Source organism: Melioribacter sulfuriphilus, from assembly GCF_052656625.1.
Genome location: NZ_JBQXXK010000004.1, coordinates 1 through 19429, shown reverse-complemented (window position 1 = coordinate 19429; position 19429 = coordinate 1). Strand labels below are relative to the sequence as shown.

Sequence of the window (19429 nt, the reverse complement as noted above, 5' to 3'; positions counted from 1 at the left end):
TTTTTATTTTTTAATGGAGGTAAAATTCTCGATATCGTATTTAATGATTTTTTCCGGCATTGGCAGTCTTTTCAATTCAACATGAGCACGTTTGAAAAATTCTTCTGCAAGTGTATCATGATAATCTGAAAATATTACAACTTCTTTAATTCCGGCTGTAATGAGTGCTTTGGCACAATTGGTACACGGCATGTTAGTTACATAAGCCGTAGCGCCTTGAGTACTAATTCCGTGTGAAGAACATTGCAAGAGAGCATTCATTTCGGCATGGATGGTTCTTACACAATGATTGTCGATTACTAAACAACCTACATCTTCACAGTGGTCGTCGCCCGGAATAGAACCGTTATAACCTGTCGATAAAATTTGCTTATCTTTTACAAGTACGCATCCGCAATGCATCCTTAGACAAGTAGCTCTTTCCGAAACAAGCATTGCAACCTTTAAAAAGTACTCGTCCCACGATGGGCGTTTACTGTGATTAGAGCTCATCTTATTTCCAATATGATTGATAATGAAGTGACAAATTTAACCAAATTCTATTTAAAAAAAACACTGCTATGGTGGAGGGCGACACCATAGCAGCGAGGTTAGTTTTTAGGAGGGTTATGTAAGTTATGTATACTTAATTTAATTTCCACAAGGAGCGTGCCAAATTAAAATTGTTTTATTGCTCATATAATCCTATCCAAAGTCCGAATATTTTTCAAAAATTAAAAAAATGCAGAAATTTTTTCTTATGAATGGTAGTGGTAAAAGTAGCGATAAAAAAAAGTTAAATATTTCTTTTTAGAATGATTCTGAAGGTAGTACCTTTATTTATTATCGATTCTTTTACAAAGATTTTACCGTCGTGATAATTTTCAATAATTCTTTTCGAAAGGCTTAAACCCAAACCCCAACCTCTTTTCTTTGTCGAATAACCAGGTTTGAAAACTTCTTTTTTATTACGTGCTTCAATTCCTTTGCCTGTGTCTTTAATGTCGATTACGAGTAAATCGTTTTTTTGTTTGATGTTGAATTCGATCGACCCGTTTTCGTTTTCGATGGCGTCGAGAGCATTTTTAATCAAATTTTCGATTACCCATTCGAATAATTCTTTATTGAGAAGAGCCTTTAACGAAGCATCGCCCGTTATTGAAATATTGATGTTCTTACCTATATGTGGCAGGCGTCGTTCGAAATATCGAATTACGTTTTCAATTATTTCATAGGGCGATTCAACTTTTAACTCAGGTTTGGAGCCAATTTTTGAAAAACGCATCGTAATCTTGTTCAGGCGTTCGAGATCGTTCGAAATTTCGTCTACTATATCAAGTACTTTATCGGGGTTGTCATAATTGATTCTGAGGATTTCATTCCAGCCCATAAGACTAGAAATCGGCGTGCCCAGTTGGTGTGCGGTTTCTTTCGACATACCTACCCAGATGCGGCTCTGTTCGTTTTTGCGGATAAAGTTAAATCCAGTATATGCTATCAGTATGAAAACAATCGCAAAAAGAATTTGAAGGTATGGATAATAACGTAATTTACGAACCACAGTGGAATCGCCATAATAAATTAACTGTATTACCTTTCCGTCAGGAGCTTTTATTTCGATGGGGGGATGTTCACTCTTAAGTTCTTTTAACATTTCAGTGAGTAATTCGAATAATTTCTCTTTCGGTATGTTGGGCTCGAAATAGATATTCTTATAACCGATGCCTGCTTCAGTAGAAACGATATTGCCTTGAGCGTCGGTTAGGATGAGAGGAAAATCGATTCGCTGTATCAGATTCTGGAATATAAATGTAATGTCGCTCCCAGTTTCGTCGGGACGTGCTATATATTCCAGACTGTTTGCGTATAACTGAATTATCTCCTTTTCTCTTTCCTGCAATTTATTGACGAGATACTGTGTGTAATACCAGGTGCCGAGAGCTATTAGTGAACCAATAAAGAGGAGAGCAAACTTAATTTTTGATGTTGTCGAGTTGCTCAATTTATTCATAACGTTCTTCCGTAAGTGGAAGAAATATTATAATTCAATAGTTTGACTTCTTGCGGGACCTACTGAAATCATTTTGATTTCAAATCCGCTCTGTTGAGATATAAATGTTAAATACTCTTTTGCTTCCGAAGGAAGGTCGTCGTAATATTTAATTTTTGATATGTCTTTTTTCCATCCTTTGAGTGTTTCATAAACGGGAGTTACATTTTCCAATCTATTGACATCCGTAGGATACGACTTAAGTTTCTTGCCGTTAATTTCGTAGCCGACACACACTTTAATTTCGTCGAGGTAGCTGAGTACGTCGAGTTTGGTAATGGCAGCTCTTTCGATACCGTTAATCATTCTTGAATAATTAACCAAGAATGCATCGTACCAGCCGCAGCGTCGTGGTCTGCCGGTCGTAGCGCCGAACTCAATACCAGCCTTACGTAATTCTTCAGCTTGATCTCCTTTCAACTCGGTAGGGAAAGGTCCAAGCCCTACTCGTGTAGTATAAGCTTTTACAATACCAATAACCGAATCAATTTTCGTGGGTGGAATTCCCGTACCAGTTGCTGCACCGCCTGATGTCGGATTTGAAGAAGTTACATACGGGTATGTGCCGAAATCGACATCGAGTAATGTACCTTGTGCTCCTTCGAGCAGAATTGATTTGCCTTCATTTATTGCATTGTTTAAAAGCACTGATGTATCGGTTATATATTGATCAATTTTTCGGTCGAAGTCAGTATATTCTTTAATAATCTCGTCGACGTCCAGTTCCTCGCGATTATAGATTTTTCGAATTATGGCATTTTTTTCTTCGAGATTTATTTTAATTTTTTCTTCTAACACTTTCTTATCGAGCAAGTCGACGATTTTAATTCCTTTGCGTGCATATTTATCGATATAACATGGACCAATGCCTCTGCCTGTGGTACCGATTTTTGTTGAACTGCTTTCATTTAATGAATCGAGCAATTTATGATAGGGCATTATAAGATGAGCATTATGACTAATAAATAATCGGCCCTTTATATTGATTCCCATCTCTTCGAGCAGTTTTATTTCCTCGAGTAAAGCTTTCGGGTCGATTACTACTCCGTTTCCTATAACACAAATAATATTTTCGCGTAATATACCGGATGGGATCAAATGGAGAATGTATTGTTTATCGCCTACCTGAACGGTATGTCCTGCGTTTGCCCCGCCCTGATAACGGGCTACAATGTCGTATCGTTCTGAAAGTATATCAACAACTTTGCCTTTGCCTTCGTCACCCCATTGGCTACCAACTATTACGGTAACGCTCATCTTTATCTCCATTAATTATAAAAAGGTGGGTAAACCACAAACTATTAAATTTCCCCTTCCCCGTACTATCAAGAATAAAACGGAATTAGGAAATTATTTTTCGGAAAAACTTTTTACAGCTTCCTCAACAGATTGATAATGCTCGAAAATAGTTATTAGTTTGGTAATTACCAGTAGACTTTCGATTTTATCGGTAGCGTTAGCAAGTTTAAAGTTACCACCGCCATTTTTCATCGTGGTATATCCGCTTATAAGCATACCGAGCCCTGAACTGTTCATAAATTTACAACCGGAGAGGTCGACAACTACATTTTTTTTACCTTCGTCAAGGAGTTTGTGCAGTAAATCGCTGAATTCCTGAGCTTCCGGCCCGCCCATTACATTCCCTTTTAACTCGATTACTACTGCTCCGTATTTTTCATATGTGTTAATTTTCATGAGTTCTCCTTAAATTTATCAATTCTATTATTACTCGATTTGCAGATTATTCATTATTAATAATTATATTAGTATCTAAATTATCGAATACTATTGTAAAAATAAAGAAATATTTCCTCAAGAGAAACATTAATTTTTTTACAACGTCTAAAACTATGACTTTGCTTAATAATAATGAAGAGAAGATTGATAATCTGCACGATGAAGACTTTGAGCTGATTGAAAAGTTTATTAACGGAGACGAGTCGGTATTTAGAGTTCTTGTTTTGAAGCATAAAGACAAAGTAAGAAATCTTGTCTTTCTTACTTTGGGCGACAATGAGTTTGTTGACGATATTTCACAGGATGTTTTTATAAACGTTTATAATAAACTGAAAGACTTCCGGTTTGAATCTAAATTTACAACCTGGATTTATAGAATTACCGTAAACAGATGTCACGATTACTTGAGGAAGAAAAGAGTGCGCAGCATTTTTTCACCGCTTGAAGATACCGATCGCCAGTACGGTGTTAAATCTTTTTCTGAAAATATCGATTTACAGAAAATTGTCAGAAAGGCGATTGAAAGATTACCTGAAAATCTGAAAGTGCCTCTCGTTTTAAGAGATATAGACGGATTTACTTATAAGGAGATTGCTGAACAACTTAATACCGAAGTTGGCACAATTAAATCGAGAATATTCAGAGCCCGCGAGGCGTTGAAAGTTATTCTCGAACCATATTACAAAGAAATGAATAGATAATGAACAAAAATCAGAAAGAAAATATTAAAAGATTCCTGCCAATTCTACCGATCATTTTATTGACAATCATATTAATGCTGGTATTCAAATTCAACAAAGAAAATATTGAAGAATTTATTGAAGAAAGACAGAATGATATTATCTCCTTCTATACAGGGAATCTCAAACCTCTTTTTTACAAAACCGAGATCAGCAACGAGGATGTCTTTAACTTTGCGCTCTACAAATACCTGCCCATCGACAAAGTTAATAACGAAATTGTAATGATATCGGACGATCCTGCAAAGCGTGATGTGGTCTACGAAATAAAAACATTACCCGCCGAAGTTAAACAAAACCATTATAAATTATTTACGGATTATCTCAAACTAAACAAAAACCAGAAGCAGAGAGTCGACTCACTGCTCGATTACTATAAAAGACAAATTTATTATTCAATACTTACAGACGACAATCAAACACTGGCATTCAATCCCAGATTGTCTGAACTTCAAAAAGCATTACTTGCCGACTTGATTAAATTTGCTTCGAAGATTGATAAAAACAAAATTGATATACTTTTTGCCAACAATTACTTGCCAAAAGAGCAAGAACTAACAGATTTCGTGGAGAATATCCAGAAAGTTAGTGATAACAGGTTTCTGTTTGTTACTCCCGACACAGTCTTTTTTGCGATGGGAGAAATCGATACTCAGGCATTAGACAAGGAATTTATGCATACCGGCATAAAAGGAGTGCCCGCTGCAGGCAATATCAAATTCGAATTATTGAAAGAACATTCCAAAATAAACTTCAATTTTGATTCCAATAAATTTAAGGTATGCATACCATATGCGGAAAATTACTACAAGGATGCAGAAGATTTCAGAATCGAAATGGGAGAGTTGAATGAAGAATTACAACGAATTCAAATAGAGCTTCCCAGACTACTCGAGGCAAAAGTTTCGGTTGAGAAAAAATTTAAGTACGGCCGACATCACGTCGACCCTTCAGAAATGATTAAAGCTGCGTTAAAAGCAGTACGGGCTAAAGATGAGATTGACTGGGAAGAATTCGGAAGAAAAATCGACTCGATTGCTCGTAGTTATGCCGACTCGGTTTCTAAACAGAAAAAGTGAATCCATGAATCTTAAAAGTATTATAAAATTAACACGAAGCCGCAGTCTCGAAAATGCAGTTGTTGTCTCGGTTCTTCTTCTGATTTATAATTTTATTTTCCCTATTCACTCCAATCCATTTATATTATTATTTAATGAAGTACTTGTCTTCTTCACTATTTTCTTCATCTATAATTATATTTCGCCATATACAGAATTAAGAAAAGATGCACCGCTTTCGTTAGTTTTGAATGCGGGTATACTCGGTGCAATGGTCTTTTTTATTATTTCACTCGCCAATTCAGCTTTTGACGATGGCAATTCAATTAAGTCAGATACAGGCGCCGTAAATACTCTTTTTATTACGGTTTCGAACTACATTTTCATAATTGTTCTTACATATATCTTTTCAACATTCCGCACACTCTATTACTTGCGACAAAAGAAAGACCAATCGCTCTATTTCAATACAATGTTATTCTTTTTTGTAATGACTTTTTTCTCAGAGCTTGCAAATTTGAATTCGTCTTTGGACTTTATACACGATGCATTCTATATTGTCACTATTGTGCTTATCTCTTTGAATTCTCTAAAAGTATCGTGGATTGCATTCCTTACCAAAAAACAGAAATTGTATCTCCTCCTGATATCAATTATACTTTCAATATTATTTGGTTTTAATTTTGGTCTTTTGAGCGAAAGCAGCGTAATTAAAATGATTCTGTTTAAGCTGTCGGTAGGACTTTATTCTGTATTTAGTCTGGTGATGATATATGGCATGATTTATTTCGGCGTTATTTTTTTCACTACCTTATTTCATCTTCCGACAGCCGAAGCTTTTGATCGACGTTCCGAAGAAATTTCCTCGCTAATGGATCTTACAAAACTGATTACTCAGGTTTTTGATTTTAAGGAACTGGCTGATTCAATAATTAATTTTACTACAAAGATTTGCAATTCAAATGCTGCGTGGCTTGTAACAATTAGCGAAGACGGAATTGAAGTAAATGCAGTTAACAATATCGGTTATGTTGAAGCACGGCGAGCTGCAGAATTGTTTCTGAAAGATTCCGTCAACGGCGTCTATTCGATTACGAATGCGCATGAAATCGACGATCAATTTGACTTCCGTACAGTCGCCGTAGCCCCATTGAATGTTCACAGTAAATTGAGCGGCTATTTATTTACAGCAAGATACAGCGAAGTCGACTTTGACAAAGATGAAAAGAATACTCTTCAAACATATGCAGATTATGCTTCGGTAGCGCTCGAAAATGCCAAACTTATAGCCGAATCGATTGAAAAAGAACGTCTTGAAAAGGAACTCGATGTTGCCAGAGACGTACAACGTAAAATATTGCCCGTAATGTTTCCCGTCTCCGATAAGTATGAATTAACTGCTCTCTTTATCCCTGCATTTGAAGTGGGCGGAGATTATTATGATTTCTTTGAACTTTCCGACAACAGACTCGGTTTTATTGTGGCTGATGTATCAGGTAAAGGAATTTCCGCAGCGTTTATAATGGCCGAACTGAAGGGGATTTTCGAATCGCTTGCTAAGATTGTAAATTCACCGACCCAGCTCCTGATTAAAGCAAATGAAATTCTTAAAGATAGCCTGGATAAAAAAAACTTTGTTACTGCCGTATACGGGATACTCGATTATGAAAAAGGTGAAGTTAAAATTGCAAGGGCAGGGCACACACCTATTATTTATTGTAGCGGTGGGAAAATATCGAGACTCCTGCCTAAGGGTATCGGCTTGGGACTCGATTACTCCGATAAATTTGAAAATTCTCTCGAAGAGTTACAAATTAATTTGAAACAAGGCGACCTTTTTGTAATTTATTCTGACGGAATTCCAGAAGCTAAAAATTCAATGAATGAAGACTTTGGTTATGACCGTTTTGAAAAGATAATTTCCTCGAACTGTAGTAAAAAACTCGACGGAATTACAAACGAGATTGTAAAAGAGATCACTTTATTTTCGAAAGACAATACTCAACACGATGATATCACTCTTGTTATCATTAGATGGGGTAAATAAAATTATTAAAACGGAGAATTATAAATGGCAGATTTTAATGTCGGCTTGAGGCATGCCGGTTCCGTTAGCATTGTAGAATTAAAAGGTTATCTGGATGCTCACACAGCTCCAGAGCTTGAAAATGTGTTCAACAAATTGATCCAGGAAAATAAATACAAAGTGGTAGTCAATTTCGATCAACTAAATTATATAAGCAGTGCAGGACTCGGTGTGTTCATGGCTTATGTCGAAACGATGAGAGAAAACAACGGCGATATAAAATTTGCCAATCTTAAAGAAAACGTATATAATATTTTTGACCTGCTCGGGTTTCCCCTCCTTTACGAATTCTACAAAGATGAGAACGAAGCTATTAATAAGTTTAATGAGCTGAGTAAATCTTGAAAAACGACAGATTGCAAAAACAACTTAAAGTATACAGCAGCACGGAAAATCTGGCAAAAGTCAGAAAATTTGTGAAGGAAAGTGCTTTTGAGTGTGGCTTCGGCGAAGACGAAGTAGAACAGATTATTCTGGCTGTGGACGAAGCTTGTACAAATATAATAAAGCATGCATATCACTACTCGCCCGAAGGCGTGATCGATATCAAAATTATCTTTATCAATGATAAATTTACGGTTACAATTACAGACGAAGGCAACGGCTTCGATCCGAATTTAATCCCGATACCCGACGTCCAGGAATTTTATAAACAAAAAAAGGTCGGAGGTCTCGGTATCTATTTGATGAAAAAACTAATGGATGAGGTAGTCTATTCTGTTGAAGACAATCGCAAAAACAGAGTAACTTTAGTCAAATATCTTAAGAACTCTTGATGGATAGAACCGATAATATTGGTTTGTTGAGAAATCTATCGGCTCTCGTCGATTTCAGCAATCTTATCAACTCAAGCCTCGATATCAATTTCATACTCAACAATATACTGTTGACATGTATGGGTAAATTCCATACATCCAGAGGAATGGTCGTATTGTTTGACAGGGAGGGGGAGCCATATATAAATCTGACGAAAGGTTTTATCAATGCTCCTAAAATTCCAGAAAAGTTAAATTCGAACGACGAGACGCTCGATAATTTTATGAGGAATTGTCAGTTCGCAATTCGTAAGGAAATTAACTCTACTACCGGAACAATCGGTATGATTTTTCTTGGTAAAAAATTGATAGGCGAAGAGTATAACAAAACGGACATCGAATTTCTGGGTACAATAATCAATATCGGAGCTACGGCAATTGAGAATTCCCTGACTGTAGAAGAACTAAAAAGAGTCAACAGGGAACTTGATTCGAAAGTTAATCAATTAAGTTCACTCTTCGACTTAAGCAAAGAATTCAGCGGCTTATTGAAGATTGAAACGATTGGTAAGCTGCTGGCATTTTCATTAATCGGTCAGATGACAGTTTCGGAATTTGCCATTGTAATTTGTAGTGGCGAAAAATACCAAATACTCGAAACGAAATTCGACAAAAATAAAATAACAGCTTTTTTGAATAATTGTGATGCCAAGAAAATTAATAATGTTATAGTCGGACGTCAGTTTAAAGACGAATTAATTCCGTTGAACGAATTGGGTGTTGAATTGATTGTGCCAATGCAGATCAAAGGCGAAACCAAAGGACTAATTATGCTGGGTGAAAGAAAGAATAGTAAAAAATACGAGAAGACGGACATAGAATTTATTTCTTCGCTGGGAAGTATTGCCATAATATCGATTGAAAATGCATTGCTATTCGAAACTGCGCTTGAAAAACAAAGAATGGAAAAAGATCTTGAAACTGCCCGAACAATACAAAAAAATTTACTTCCTAAATACATACCAAAGTTTGATACAATTGAGATTGCTGCATTTAGCGAATCGGCAAAAATTGTCGGTGGAGATTATTACGATATTATTCAACTCGACGATGAGAATCTATTGATTGCAATAGCAGACGTATCAGGTAAAGGAGTGCCTGCATCATTGCTGATGGCAAATCTTCAGGCATTTATTAAAACAATTTGTAAAATGAAATTGCCCCTCGACCGAGCGACAAATTTAATTAATGACTTAATTGCTGAAAATACAACCATGGGAAATTACGTTACTTTTTTCTGGTCGGTATTTAATATAAAGTCAAAAGAATTAACTTATGTCAATGCTGGTCATAATCCGCCGTTCATAATTAGAGAGGGTAAAATCACTAAACTAAAAAAGGGAGGGATGATTATTGGCTTTTTACCAACCACAATTCCTTATGAATCTGAAACAATCAAACTTCAAAAAGGGGATTTCCTTATTTTGTATACCGATGGAATTACAGAAGCAATGGACAAGGATAACAATGAATACACAGATGAAAAATTCGAACAGCTAGTAAAACATTTTAAAGAAGAATCGCCTTATGATGCCATGAGAATTATTAAAGAAAGTTTGGATGATCATACAAAGGGAGCTGAACAGAGCGACGATTTAACTTACATAGTTGCCAAAGTGATAAAATAAAAAAGCCGCTGATATCAGCGGCTTTTATTTTAGAATTCAACTTTTTTGGCTGACCTGTTTGCCATTTCAAGCACAAATGCGCTCGCGATGAAAATAGAAGAGTAGGTTCCAGTAATCATACCGATTAATAACGCAAAAGCAAAACCTCTTAATACCTCTCCGCCAAATATTAATAAAACTATTACTGTTAATAAAGTGGTTAAAACCGTAATAATTGTACGGCTTAATGTTTTATTAATTGCTCTATTTATGTTCTCTATTAAAGGAAGTGATTTATGAATTTTGATTTCCTCCCTTACTCTGTCGAAAACAATCACAGTATCGTTAATAGAATATCCAACGAGGGTGAGAAATGCAGCGACAACACTGATTGATATTTCCAGATTTAATCCTGGTATCAATCCGTATAAAGCAGCAAAAAGACCCAGCGTTATTAACACATCGTGAAATAGAGCTATAACTGCACCGAGTGCAAAGATAAATTTAAAGCGGAATCCGAGATAGATAAGAATTACAAGCAGCGACAACATTACGGCGATGATTGCGTCTGTCTTTAATTCCTGACCTATTTTTGGACCAACCTTATCCTCTTTTAAGACATTGAACGGATTGTCCACAAAATATTCAGAAAAATTTTCTTTAATCCAGTCTGCAATACCGAGTCTGACTATGATCTGCGTATTTTCAGGTTCTACCGAAGCTTTGGCTGTTTGGAAACCGGCTTCGAAAAGTTTGTCATAGACCAGATTTGCAATTTGAGCATTAGGGAAATCATACGTCAATGCTGTAAATGATGAGTCAATTAACTTGAATTCTTCGCTCTGGGCCACTTTTTTTATTATGGATTCAATTTTATTTTTTACTGTAGGTATTATTTCTGGTGGCAATTCTTGCAATTCAGTTCTCAATAGTATCCCTAAAGAACCTCCAAAAGTCTTAACTTCAACATTACCCAATCCCATATTTTCTACTGCTTTACGAACTTCTGCAATGTCTATCGGTTTACTAAATTCCAGTGCTACTTCAGTACCACCTTTGAAGTCAATACCAAACTGTAAACCTCTGACAAGAATACTGATTAATCCTAATAATAATATGACGGAAGAAAGGATGTAATAAGTTGTCCGTTTTGACATAAAGTTGATATTTGAATTCTCGAATAGTCGCATCTATTTGACCTCTCCTCAATTAACCAATATTAATTTTTTGTCCTTTGTTTAACATATAGTCAAACATCATACGCACCAGGATCAAAGCGGAGAACAAGCTTGTCAGAATACCTATCATTAACGTAAGCGCAAATCCTTGAATGGGTCCGCTACCAAACTGGTAGAGAATAATCCCGGTAAAGAATGTTGTGATATTCGAGTCGATAATAGCTGAGAATGAATGACTATATCCGGCGTCGACCGCAGCTCGTGCGGTTTTTCCGGTATTTAATTCTTCACGTATTCTTTCGTAGATAATAACATTGGCATCAACTGCCATTCCCATCGTTAATACGATACCAGCAATACCAGGTAAAGTAAGAGTAGCCTGAAATCCTGCCAGGACACCCAGTATTAACAAGACTGTCACAATAAGCCCAATATCTGCCAGAGTGCCGGCTTTTTTATAGTAGAAAATCATAAAAATTGCAACGAGTGTATAACCTAACCATAGTGAATTGAAACCCTGTCGTATCGAGTCCTGACCTAAGGATGGTCCAACTGTTCTCTGTTCAATTATATCGACGGGCGCAGGTAGTGCACCAGCTTTTAAAACAATTTCGAGTAGTTTAGCTTCGTCTAAATTTGGAATTCCGCTGATTTGAGAATTTCCTGAAGGAATTTTGCTCTGTATTACAGGAGCCGAATAGACAACGCCGTCCAGAACGATTGCACACCTTTTGCCAATGTTTGAACCTGTAATTCTTGCCCATTCCCGTGCTCCTTCCGCATTCATTTGCATAGATACTACAGGTGCAGATGTAGTCGGATCAATGTTTGCCTGTGCATCGACAATAACTCCACCAGTAAGTTCGGGAGTCTTGTTTACCATATACATACGAAAATATTTCTCACCATCTTCCCCTACGATCGGTTTGGCATCAAAAAGAAATTCAATATTATCGGGCATTACTTTCTTAACTTCTTCAAGGTTCAGGTATGTAAGCAATTTCTGTTTATCGTTTTCTTTTACATAGGCATCGGGTACCCTACCTTGAGGGTCGGCTAAACGTGCTATTGCAAAGAAAGGATGTTGTTTTGCAAATTCTTCTTCAGTAAGTTGTTTGGTAGTATCTGTATTATTGATTTGGGAAGAATCCACACCCAAAGACTTAGCGAGTGCTTCATCGATTCGATTCATTATCGGGATTGCAAAATCGGCGTCCTTTACCAATTTAAATTCGAGGAGTGCTCTACCTTGCAATAGTCTTTTAGCTTCTTCTTCTCGGGCGACACCGGGCAATTCAACTACAATTCTTCTTGAACCCTGCTTTTGAATATTTGGTTCGGAAACGCCATATTGGTCTACTCTGTTGCGAATAATTTCGATAGCTCTTGTTACTGCGTCGGATTCCTGTTCTTGAAGACGGCTGATAATCTGGGAGTCGTCTTCACGAATTGAACCGAAGTAACGGCTTAAGCGGATGTTCTTTTCTTGCAATTTTCTAGCAAGAATTGTTACCACATTTTCATCCGAAATTTGAGATTCCTTTTCTGCTTGTTTGAGAATTTCTAAGAATTGTTCGTCGGGATCTTTTGCCAGTCTTTCAAGCAGTTTAGCTGTATTTACTTCCATGACAAGATACATACCGCCTTGAAGGTCGAGACCCAATTTAATCCTTTTTTCGCGGGCGGATCGATAATCTGGAGTATTTGCAAGTATACTGTCTTTTTTGGTAGTAATCAATTCTCTTATTTCAATTGGAGTTAAATTCGGGCTGCTCTTCTTTAGGCTATCTTCAATGTGAACAAGTTTTTCCGAGACTTTGATATTATTTCTATAGTCCTGGTAAGTAGGATAGAGGAGATAGAGTGAAAGAGCAATTGCACCGATTACAAGGAACAGTCTAAATCTTATTTCTTTCATCACGGGATCTTAAATTAGTTGATGAATTAATTTTTAGTTAAAGGAACAAAATTTAGAAAGCCGGTTGAAAATGCCGGCTTTCTAAAACTATTCTCTCACTACCCAGATTTTAACAGTAGCTGTAACGCTGGGATGAAGCTTTATTGAAACGCTATAAATGCCCAAAGCTTTAATCGGTTCGGTAATTTCGATTTTGCGTTTATCGAGGTCAAAACCCTTCTCTTTGAGTGCATCGGCAATCATTTGAGTAGTTACCGAACCAAATATTTTTTCTTCTTCTCCGACTTTTACAGGGATAGAAATGGATACTTTTTCCAATTCAGCAGCCAATGCCTGCGCACTTTCCAATTCCTTAGCTTCTCTTTTGAGAATTTGTTTTTTCTCTTCCTCAAAAGCCCTTATGTTACCTTTAGTTGCCTGATATGCTATCTGTCGGGGAATCAGATAATTACGGGCATAGCCATCTTTAACATTGACTATATCGCCCACATTACCCAATTGACTGAAATTTTTTCTAAGTATAACTTTCATCATTATCTCCTTTACTTAACAGCTTCGGATACAAATGGTAAAATAGCCAGATGTCTTGCTCTTTTGATAGCTCTGACCAATTCTCTGTGCTGCTTTGCACTCAGACCGGTAATGCGACGTGGAATAATTTTTCCCTGGTCGGTCAGGAATTTCTGGAGCTGTTTGGAATCTTTATAATCGATGTATCCTTCAATTACACGTTTTACTCTTTTGGTAGTTTTCATTTTTTAATTAATAACTCCTAATTTTCTTCTCCATTGATTAAATCCGATTCTTCATCGGTTAAGAATTTGTCGAATGAATTATCTTCAAAGCTAGAATCTTCGTTCTCGTCAACTATACTGTCGTTATCCGAAGTGTCTTCTCCGTTGTTTTGTGCTTTGCTGAATTTATTAAGAAATTGAATTCTCTTGGCTTTGATTTCAACTATAGTTCTATTGCGGCCGTCTTCTGTTTTGAAAGTTCTGCTCTGTAATTCGCCGTCAATTAAAACAGCACTTCCTTTTTTCAATCTGTCTCTGCAACTGTCTGCCAGTTTGTTCCATGCTACTACTCCAACATAACATACATCTTCCTGCCATTGATTGCTGCTATCTTTGTATCTTCTATTTGCAGCTATGTGAAAATTAACTACAGGTGTGTTGTTGGATGTTTGTCTGAACACAGGATCTTTGGTTAAATTTCCTGCAACAATAACACTGTTAATTTCTGGCATCTTTAATTCAGCCATCGTAACCTCCATACTTAACTTGTTTTTTATTCTTTACTTTCGTTATTAATTTCGGAGTCGTTTGAGGTTTCATTCTCAGCCGACTCTTTTTTCTTAGCAATTGCTTCTAATGCAAACTTATCGAGTAAAATGGTAAGGAACCGAATTATATTTTCTTCCAGACGATAATTACGCTCGAGTTCTTTGATTGAATCTGTTGGAGCATTAAAACGGAAAATTGCATAATAACCGCTTTTTGCTTTCTGAATTGGATATGCGAGGCGTTTTCTGCCCCACTTATCGATATCGAGTATTTCACCACCGTTAGTCGTGATGATATCTTCGATACGCTTTAGAATAGATTCGATTTGTTCATCTTCAAGTGCAGCATTAATGACAACCACACTTTCGTATGTTCTTATACGCATCTTTTCACCTCCCTTTGGACTTTTAGGCCCCTTAATTCTAATTAATAAGGAGCAGGGTTAATAATTAAAATCAATTAGGCTTCAAAAATACAATAAATTTTAGAGTCGAGCAATATTTTTTTGTACTGTATATTAATCCGATTTTCAGGAAGCAATTTTGCTAAAAGTATCTAACATTGCTTTGTAACCTCCAGTTATAAAATTTTCTACAAGATGGACTGCTAAATCAATTGACGAATCAATCATTTTCAATTCATCTTCGGGGAACGGAGAAAGCACATATTCCGATAGAATTAAATTGCCAGGATTGCCAATGCCGAATCGCAATCTAGGAAAATCGGTTGCTCCCAGTTGTTCTATTATAGATTTGAGGCCATTATGGCCACCATTGCTGCCGCGTTGACGTATTCTTATTTTTCCAATTTTAAGATAGACATCATCTGTAATTACGAGAACTTCTGCAAGAGGGATTTTATATTTATTCAGAAAATCTTTTACAGCGACACCGCTAAGATTCATGAAAGTGGTAGGTTTAACCAAAATAAAATCGGAAGACCCTAATGAGCCTTCCGATTTCAGATAATTGTTTTCACGATTAAAACTAAGTCGATAGACCGAAGCAAAACGGTCTAAAATAATAAATCCAATATTATGTCGTGTATTTGCGTATTCTTTACCGGGATTTCCGAGACCTATTACAGCACGCAATTAAAACTAGTCCTCTGATTCCTCTGACTTACCTTTCGATATAACTTCTGGCTCTCGAGGTTCTTCTGTTTCAGCAACTTGGGTTTCTTCCTGAACTCTTGCATGGACTATAGAAGCAATCACAACCTCTTCGTTATGTTCTATCTTGTACTTATCTGTCATGATATCTTTTACATGAACAGAATCTCCAATTTTTAGATTAGTTATATCTATTGCTATATGTTCTGGAATATTGCCGGGTAGACATTTAATTGTAAGTTTATGTAAAAGTTGCTGGAGAATCCCACCTTCTTTAATGCCTATTGCCGTTCCCTCGAGCACAACTGGTACTTCGACTTCGATTTCATGATCGAGAGATATCCCCATAAAGTCGCAGTGAATCATCTTATCCGTAACGGGGTCGAACTGAACTTCTTTAATAATTGCTTTGCGTGGTTGATCTTCGTCAATAACCAGATTAACAATGTGTGTTTCTGCAGTATAGACTAACGGTCGAAGTGCAGATTCTGTTAAATATAGAGGGATCGGATCCTGACCGCTGATATAAAATATTCCTGGTACGTTACCAGCTTTGCGTAATTTATTCACAGCGCCTTTGGTGGTAAGTACTCTACGTTTTGCTTTGATTGTGAATTCTGACATCGTTTATCACTCCTTGTACTAATTTATTTATCTTTATCTATTTCGAACAATGAACTAATTGATTCATTTCTGTTTGAACGAATTATTGCTTCGGCAAGAAGCGTTGAAGCAGTTCTTACTTCGATTTTTTCACATTTATGTCTTAATGGTATACTGTCTGTTACGTATAATTTATTTAAAGGTGAGGATTCAATTCTTGAAATGGCTTCGCCAGACAATAGAGGATGAGTAACTGCGCCGAAAATTTGATTTGCACCTTTTTCTTTTAATGCTTTCACAGCGGAAACAAAAGTTCCACCAGTATCGATTAAATCGTCAACTATCAAAACATTTTTGCCTTCTACGTCACCAATAAGATGCATTACTTCGACAACATTGTGTCTGGGTCTTCTTTTATCGATGACCACAAGCCCCGCATTTAATCGATTTGCATAAGATCTTGCAAGTTTAATTCCTCCAACATCTGGCGAAACAACGACCAAGTTATCAATCTGGTCTTTAAATAAATGTGTAAAAATTGGGGATGCATACAAGTGGTCGAATGGTATATCGAAAAATCCCTGAATTTGTGCTGCGTGGAGATCCATTGTTATTACACGATCGGCTCCGGCCACGGTAATTAAATTAGCTACCAATTTTGCCGTAATTGAAACGCGTGGTTGGTCCTTTCTATCCTGACGTGCATATCCAAAATAAGGCAAAACAGCAGTCACGCGTTTAGCAGATGCCCTTTTGGCAGCATCGATCATTATTAACAATTCCATTAAATTTTCAGCTGGGGGCTGAGTCGATTGTACAATGTAAATATCCTGTCCACGTATATTCTGGAGAAACTTTACCCAGATTTCCCCGTCGCTAAAACGCCGAATATCAATTTTACCTTCTTTTAAATGAAGATAATTGCAAATTTTTTGCGTAAGCTCAGGATTCGATGTGCCAGAAAATATTAAAGGGACGTTTTCCAATTTCTTAGGCTCGATTTTTTTCTTCTAAAACAAGCCACAAATATAATTAATTACAAGAGGTTAGTCAAACCGATACTATCTTACTCTTTTTGTAAAAAGAAATACTATCACGGTCAGTAAAACCAAAAGAGCAGCATAATAAATCCAGGACGGTGTTTCTTTTAATTTAAATGGTCTATAAGTAGCTGTTATATATTTGCCTGTTCCGATTTCATTAAGAGAATATTTCCAGGTTAATTTATTACGTGTAATTTCGGTTGCATTATGGCTAAGAATTTCTCCCGGCAGGTAATAGATGAATGTAAGTGAAAAGTTGCTGCTTTCGAATCCGAAGCCGGTTGCAATTGGCTTGATAAACTGGGAAAATACTTTTGTTTTGTCGTCAATATCTTTTATGCTGAGTTTGGAATCCCTGAAGATGGGCGTGAGGTTAAGAGAATCGAGGTTTGTAAACTCAAATTCAATCTGCGCATGAATTGTGCTGTCATTGAAATCACGATAGGTTGCCACGCTTGTCAATTTGTTAAATTCTGAAGTAAATTCCTTACGAATTGAATCCTGATTGAAAAGTCCTAATTGCTCGACGATAATTGAATCTCTTTGAGATGTCCATTTCATCCAGTAATGAATGAACATTTTTCCTGAGCCGTCTGTTTTGATGGTAGTTACTTGAGTGTAATTAAGACACCCAGTGAAAGCTGTAGAGAGCAAAAAGAGTAATATGAATTTTTTCATAGAGTCATCATATTTTTTATGAATCAAATATGCAAAAAATCTATCTAATAAACGTAGTGTTTTTATCAACTAATGTTATTATTTTAGAAAGTTAAATTTACTGTGTTTGTGACAAATGAGGAGTAATTATGCCCACATACGAATATAAGTGTAATGATTGCGGTTATTTGTTTGAAGAATTTCAAAAAATTTCAGACGAACCACTCAGCACATGCCCCAAATGTGGTGGCACTGTTAAGAGGCTTATTGGAGCCGGAGCAGGGCCAATTTTCAAAGGAAGTGGATTTTATCACACAGATTACAAAGTCAAATCCAGTTCCTCAGGAAAAGACAATTCTAAAAAAGATTAACTAAGGAGAGCTGTCTATGAAAAAGGCAGCTCTCTTAAAAGTCCAATCCTATCGAAAGGTAATATCTTGGTTTAGAAAAACCTTCCAGATTCCATTTCCAGGCTATATCAATCTTCCATAGGAAGAGCATGTAAATTCTGAAACCAACACCTGTACCAAGGAGCAAGTCGTCTGTTACCAGAGTGCCATTCTCGTTGCGTCCGAATAATTTTAATTTAGAATTGTCCGTCCATGCCGTACCTGCATCGAGAAAAGCAGTGCCAAGAATATTCTGGAAGAAAAGGGGGAGGGGACCGGTAAGCAGATAACGAATTAACGGCATTCTCAGCTCTAAGTTGAGAAGAGAATATTTTGTCCCAATTTGCTCGGCATAATCGTAACCTCTCATCGGCATAGCCGGCGACAAGAATGCAAAGTCGGCGGCCGATTCTACGGGCACATCCTGTGTGGCAAAACTTCTGTTAATCCAGTTTTCTGTGCCACCCATAAAGAATCTTTGCGGATTGCCACCGCCAGAATAACCACCTGAGAGGCGTATTGCAAAGGAGTTGTCGAAGAAGAATCTGAAATATTTTCTGTAATCCCAATTAATAGAATAGAAACTTTGTCTTGTGTTGAAAAGACCTGCATTCCCGAATAGTGTGATCGAATAACGGGTACCTTCAATAGGTGACGTGTAACCCCATAATGAATTATCGTGAACAAAACTGACAGCCGGTACTGTATAAGTCGATTTATCCACTGGTTCGTAGTAGTTATCCAGATTTTCAGCCGTAACATTCATTACACTGAACGAACCGTCTATCCGATAAAAACGATTGAGTGGATAGCTGAAAGATGTTACCAGTCCCAGATTGCGGAATCGATAAAGCTCATATCCGAAAAAGGTTGTCCTGTAAAGAAAACGAGCCGTATGAAACGCTTCAATTCCGAAATCCAGACGTTTTTCGAGGTAATAATAAGCAAGCCCATAATCGCTGTTTTTTAAGTCAACCTGCAAACTAGTAATTCCAATCAAGCGGTGATTGCCAAGTACATCACTGAACGAAAGGACTGTTGTACCCAATAATCCATAAAGTGTACTGTAGCCGGCATTTGCATAAATTAAATCGGGTGTAAAATTAACTTTGTACCTGTTAACGAGAAAATTACCTTCGTCGTCGAGTTTCTCTGTAAATAATTTTTGTCTTGCT

The 19429-nt window shown here is 36.8% G+C and carries 22 protein-coding genes; 7 read left to right on the top strand and 15 right to left on the bottom strand.

Translation table 11 applies throughout. From position 1 onward, the window contains the following. Window positions 1-3: 3 nt before the first annotated feature. The 4 genes from ACUN8G_RS05690 to ACUN8G_RS05675 all read right to left on the bottom strand — a co-directional run bounded on the left by ACUN8G_RS05690 (window position 4) and on the right by ACUN8G_RS05675 (window position 3724). Window positions 4-492, bottom strand: a complete 489-nt coding sequence (locus ACUN8G_RS05690; RefSeq protein ID WP_437346564.1) for a deoxycytidylate deaminase — start codon at window positions 490-492, stop codon at window positions 4-6. 283 nt (window positions 493-775) lie between these two features. Next, window positions 776-1990 carry a sensor histidine kinase gene (locus tag ACUN8G_RS05685; RefSeq protein ID WP_437346565.1) on the bottom strand — a complete coding sequence of 405 codons (1215 nt, stop codon included), beginning with the start codon at window positions 1988-1990 and terminating at the stop codon, window positions 776-778. 27 nt (window positions 1991-2017) lie between these two features. Beyond that, window positions 2018-3286, bottom strand: coding sequence for an adenylosuccinate synthase (locus ACUN8G_RS05680; RefSeq protein WP_437346566.1), 1269 nt, complete (start codon window positions 3284-3286; stop codon window positions 2018-2020). Window positions 3287-3379: 93 nt separating this feature from the next. Next, on the bottom strand, window positions 3380-3724 hold the full coding sequence (locus ACUN8G_RS05675; RefSeq protein ID WP_437346567.1) for an STAS domain-containing protein: 345 nt from the start codon (window positions 3722-3724) through the stop codon (window positions 3380-3382). Window positions 3725-3879: 155 nt separating this feature from the next. Here ACUN8G_RS05675 and ACUN8G_RS05670 point away from each other — a divergent pair, with 155 nt between their 5' ends. From ACUN8G_RS05670 to ACUN8G_RS05645, 6 genes are read left to right on the top strand one after another with little or no spacing between them, the layout of a single operon-like run. Continuing rightward, the gene (locus tag ACUN8G_RS05670) at window positions 3880-4467 is read left to right on the top strand and encodes an RNA polymerase sigma factor (RefSeq protein ID WP_437346568.1); all 588 of its coding nucleotides are present in this window, start codon (window positions 3880-3882) and stop codon (window positions 4465-4467) included. After that, complete coding sequence (locus ACUN8G_RS05665) at window positions 4467-5585, top strand: hypothetical protein (RefSeq protein WP_437346569.1); 1119 nt, start codon at window positions 4467-4469, stop codon at window positions 5583-5585. The genes ACUN8G_RS05670 and ACUN8G_RS05665 overlap by 1 nt, the downstream gene beginning before the upstream one ends. Window positions 5586-5589: 4 nt before the next feature. Then, on the top strand, window positions 5590-7611 hold the full coding sequence (locus tag ACUN8G_RS05660) for a PP2C family protein-serine/threonine phosphatase (RefSeq protein WP_437346570.1): 2022 nt from the start codon (window positions 5590-5592) through the stop codon (window positions 7609-7611). A 24-nt stretch (window positions 7612-7635) separates the two neighbouring features. Continuing rightward, window positions 7636-7995 carry an STAS domain-containing protein gene (locus tag ACUN8G_RS05655; protein WP_437346571.1) on the top strand — a complete coding sequence of 120 codons (360 nt, stop codon included), beginning with the start codon at window positions 7636-7638 and terminating at the stop codon, window positions 7993-7995. Next, window positions 7992-8426 (top strand): ATP-binding protein, encoded by a 435-nt coding sequence (locus ACUN8G_RS05650; protein ID WP_437346572.1) that lies wholly within the window; start codon window positions 7992-7994, stop codon window positions 8424-8426. Before ACUN8G_RS05655 ends, ACUN8G_RS05650 begins: the two co-directional genes overlap by 4 nt. Beyond that, window positions 8426-10093, top strand: a complete 1668-nt coding sequence (locus ACUN8G_RS05645; protein WP_437346573.1) for a PP2C family protein-serine/threonine phosphatase — start codon at window positions 8426-8428, stop codon at window positions 10091-10093. The genes ACUN8G_RS05650 and ACUN8G_RS05645 overlap by 1 nt, the downstream gene beginning before the upstream one ends. A gap of 29 nt (window positions 10094-10122) precedes the next feature. Here ACUN8G_RS05645 and secF read toward each other — a convergent pair whose 3' ends face one another. The 10 genes from secF to ACUN8G_RS05595 form a co-directional block, all read right to left on the bottom strand. Further along, entirely contained in the window at window positions 10123-11262 is a 1140-nt protein-coding gene (secF, locus tag ACUN8G_RS05640; protein ID WP_445480913.1) for a protein translocase subunit SecF, read from the bottom strand. Between the two features lie 19 nt (window positions 11263-11281). After that, a complete protein-coding gene (gene secD / locus ACUN8G_RS05635; protein ID WP_437346575.1) occupies window positions 11282-13168 on the bottom strand; it encodes a protein translocase subunit SecD in 1887 nt (628 codons plus the stop codon). 87 nt (window positions 13169-13255) lie between these two features. Continuing rightward, window positions 13256-13699, bottom strand: coding sequence for a 50S ribosomal protein L9 (rplI, locus tag ACUN8G_RS05630; RefSeq protein WP_437346576.1), 444 nt, complete (start codon window positions 13697-13699; stop codon window positions 13256-13258). Between the two features lie 11 nt (window positions 13700-13710). Next, a complete protein-coding gene (gene rpsR / locus ACUN8G_RS05625) occupies window positions 13711-13923 on the bottom strand; it encodes a 30S ribosomal protein S18 (protein ID WP_014856529.1) in 213 nt (70 codons plus the stop codon). A 17-nt stretch (window positions 13924-13940) separates the two neighbouring features. Next, window positions 13941-14429, bottom strand: a complete 489-nt coding sequence (locus tag ACUN8G_RS05620) for a single-stranded DNA-binding protein (RefSeq protein WP_437346577.1) — start codon at window positions 14427-14429, stop codon at window positions 13941-13943. Between the two features lie 26 nt (window positions 14430-14455). Then, window positions 14456-14836, bottom strand: a complete 381-nt coding sequence (gene rpsF / locus ACUN8G_RS05615) for a 30S ribosomal protein S6 (protein WP_437346578.1) — start codon at window positions 14834-14836, stop codon at window positions 14456-14458. 144 nt (window positions 14837-14980) lie between these two features. After that, on the bottom strand, window positions 14981-15544 hold the full coding sequence (gene pth / locus ACUN8G_RS05610; RefSeq protein WP_437346579.1) for an aminoacyl-tRNA hydrolase: 564 nt from the start codon (window positions 15542-15544) through the stop codon (window positions 14981-14983). A 6-nt stretch (window positions 15545-15550) separates the two neighbouring features. Then, window positions 15551-16186, bottom strand: coding sequence for a 50S ribosomal protein L25 (locus ACUN8G_RS05605; RefSeq protein WP_437346580.1), 636 nt, complete (start codon window positions 16184-16186; stop codon window positions 15551-15553). 23 nt (window positions 16187-16209) lie between these two features. Further along, window positions 16210-17151, bottom strand: coding sequence for a ribose-phosphate diphosphokinase (locus ACUN8G_RS05600; protein WP_437346581.1), 942 nt, complete (start codon window positions 17149-17151; stop codon window positions 16210-16212). A gap of 75 nt (window positions 17152-17226) precedes the next feature. Further along, window positions 17227-17886 carry a hypothetical protein gene (locus ACUN8G_RS05595; protein ID WP_437346582.1) on the bottom strand — a complete coding sequence of 220 codons (660 nt, stop codon included), beginning with the start codon at window positions 17884-17886 and terminating at the stop codon, window positions 17227-17229. Between the two features lie 128 nt (window positions 17887-18014). Between ACUN8G_RS05595 and ACUN8G_RS05590 the strand changes: the two genes are divergently transcribed. Next, window positions 18015-18236, top strand: a complete 222-nt coding sequence (locus ACUN8G_RS05590) for an FmdB family zinc ribbon protein (protein WP_437346583.1) — start codon at window positions 18015-18017, stop codon at window positions 18234-18236. A gap of 34 nt (window positions 18237-18270) precedes the next feature. Here the strand turns inward: ACUN8G_RS05590 and ACUN8G_RS05585 are convergent. Beyond that, window positions 18271-19429: BamA/TamA family outer membrane protein (locus ACUN8G_RS05585; RefSeq protein WP_510186460.1), on the bottom strand; the 1159-nt coding region annotated here is incomplete at its 5' end.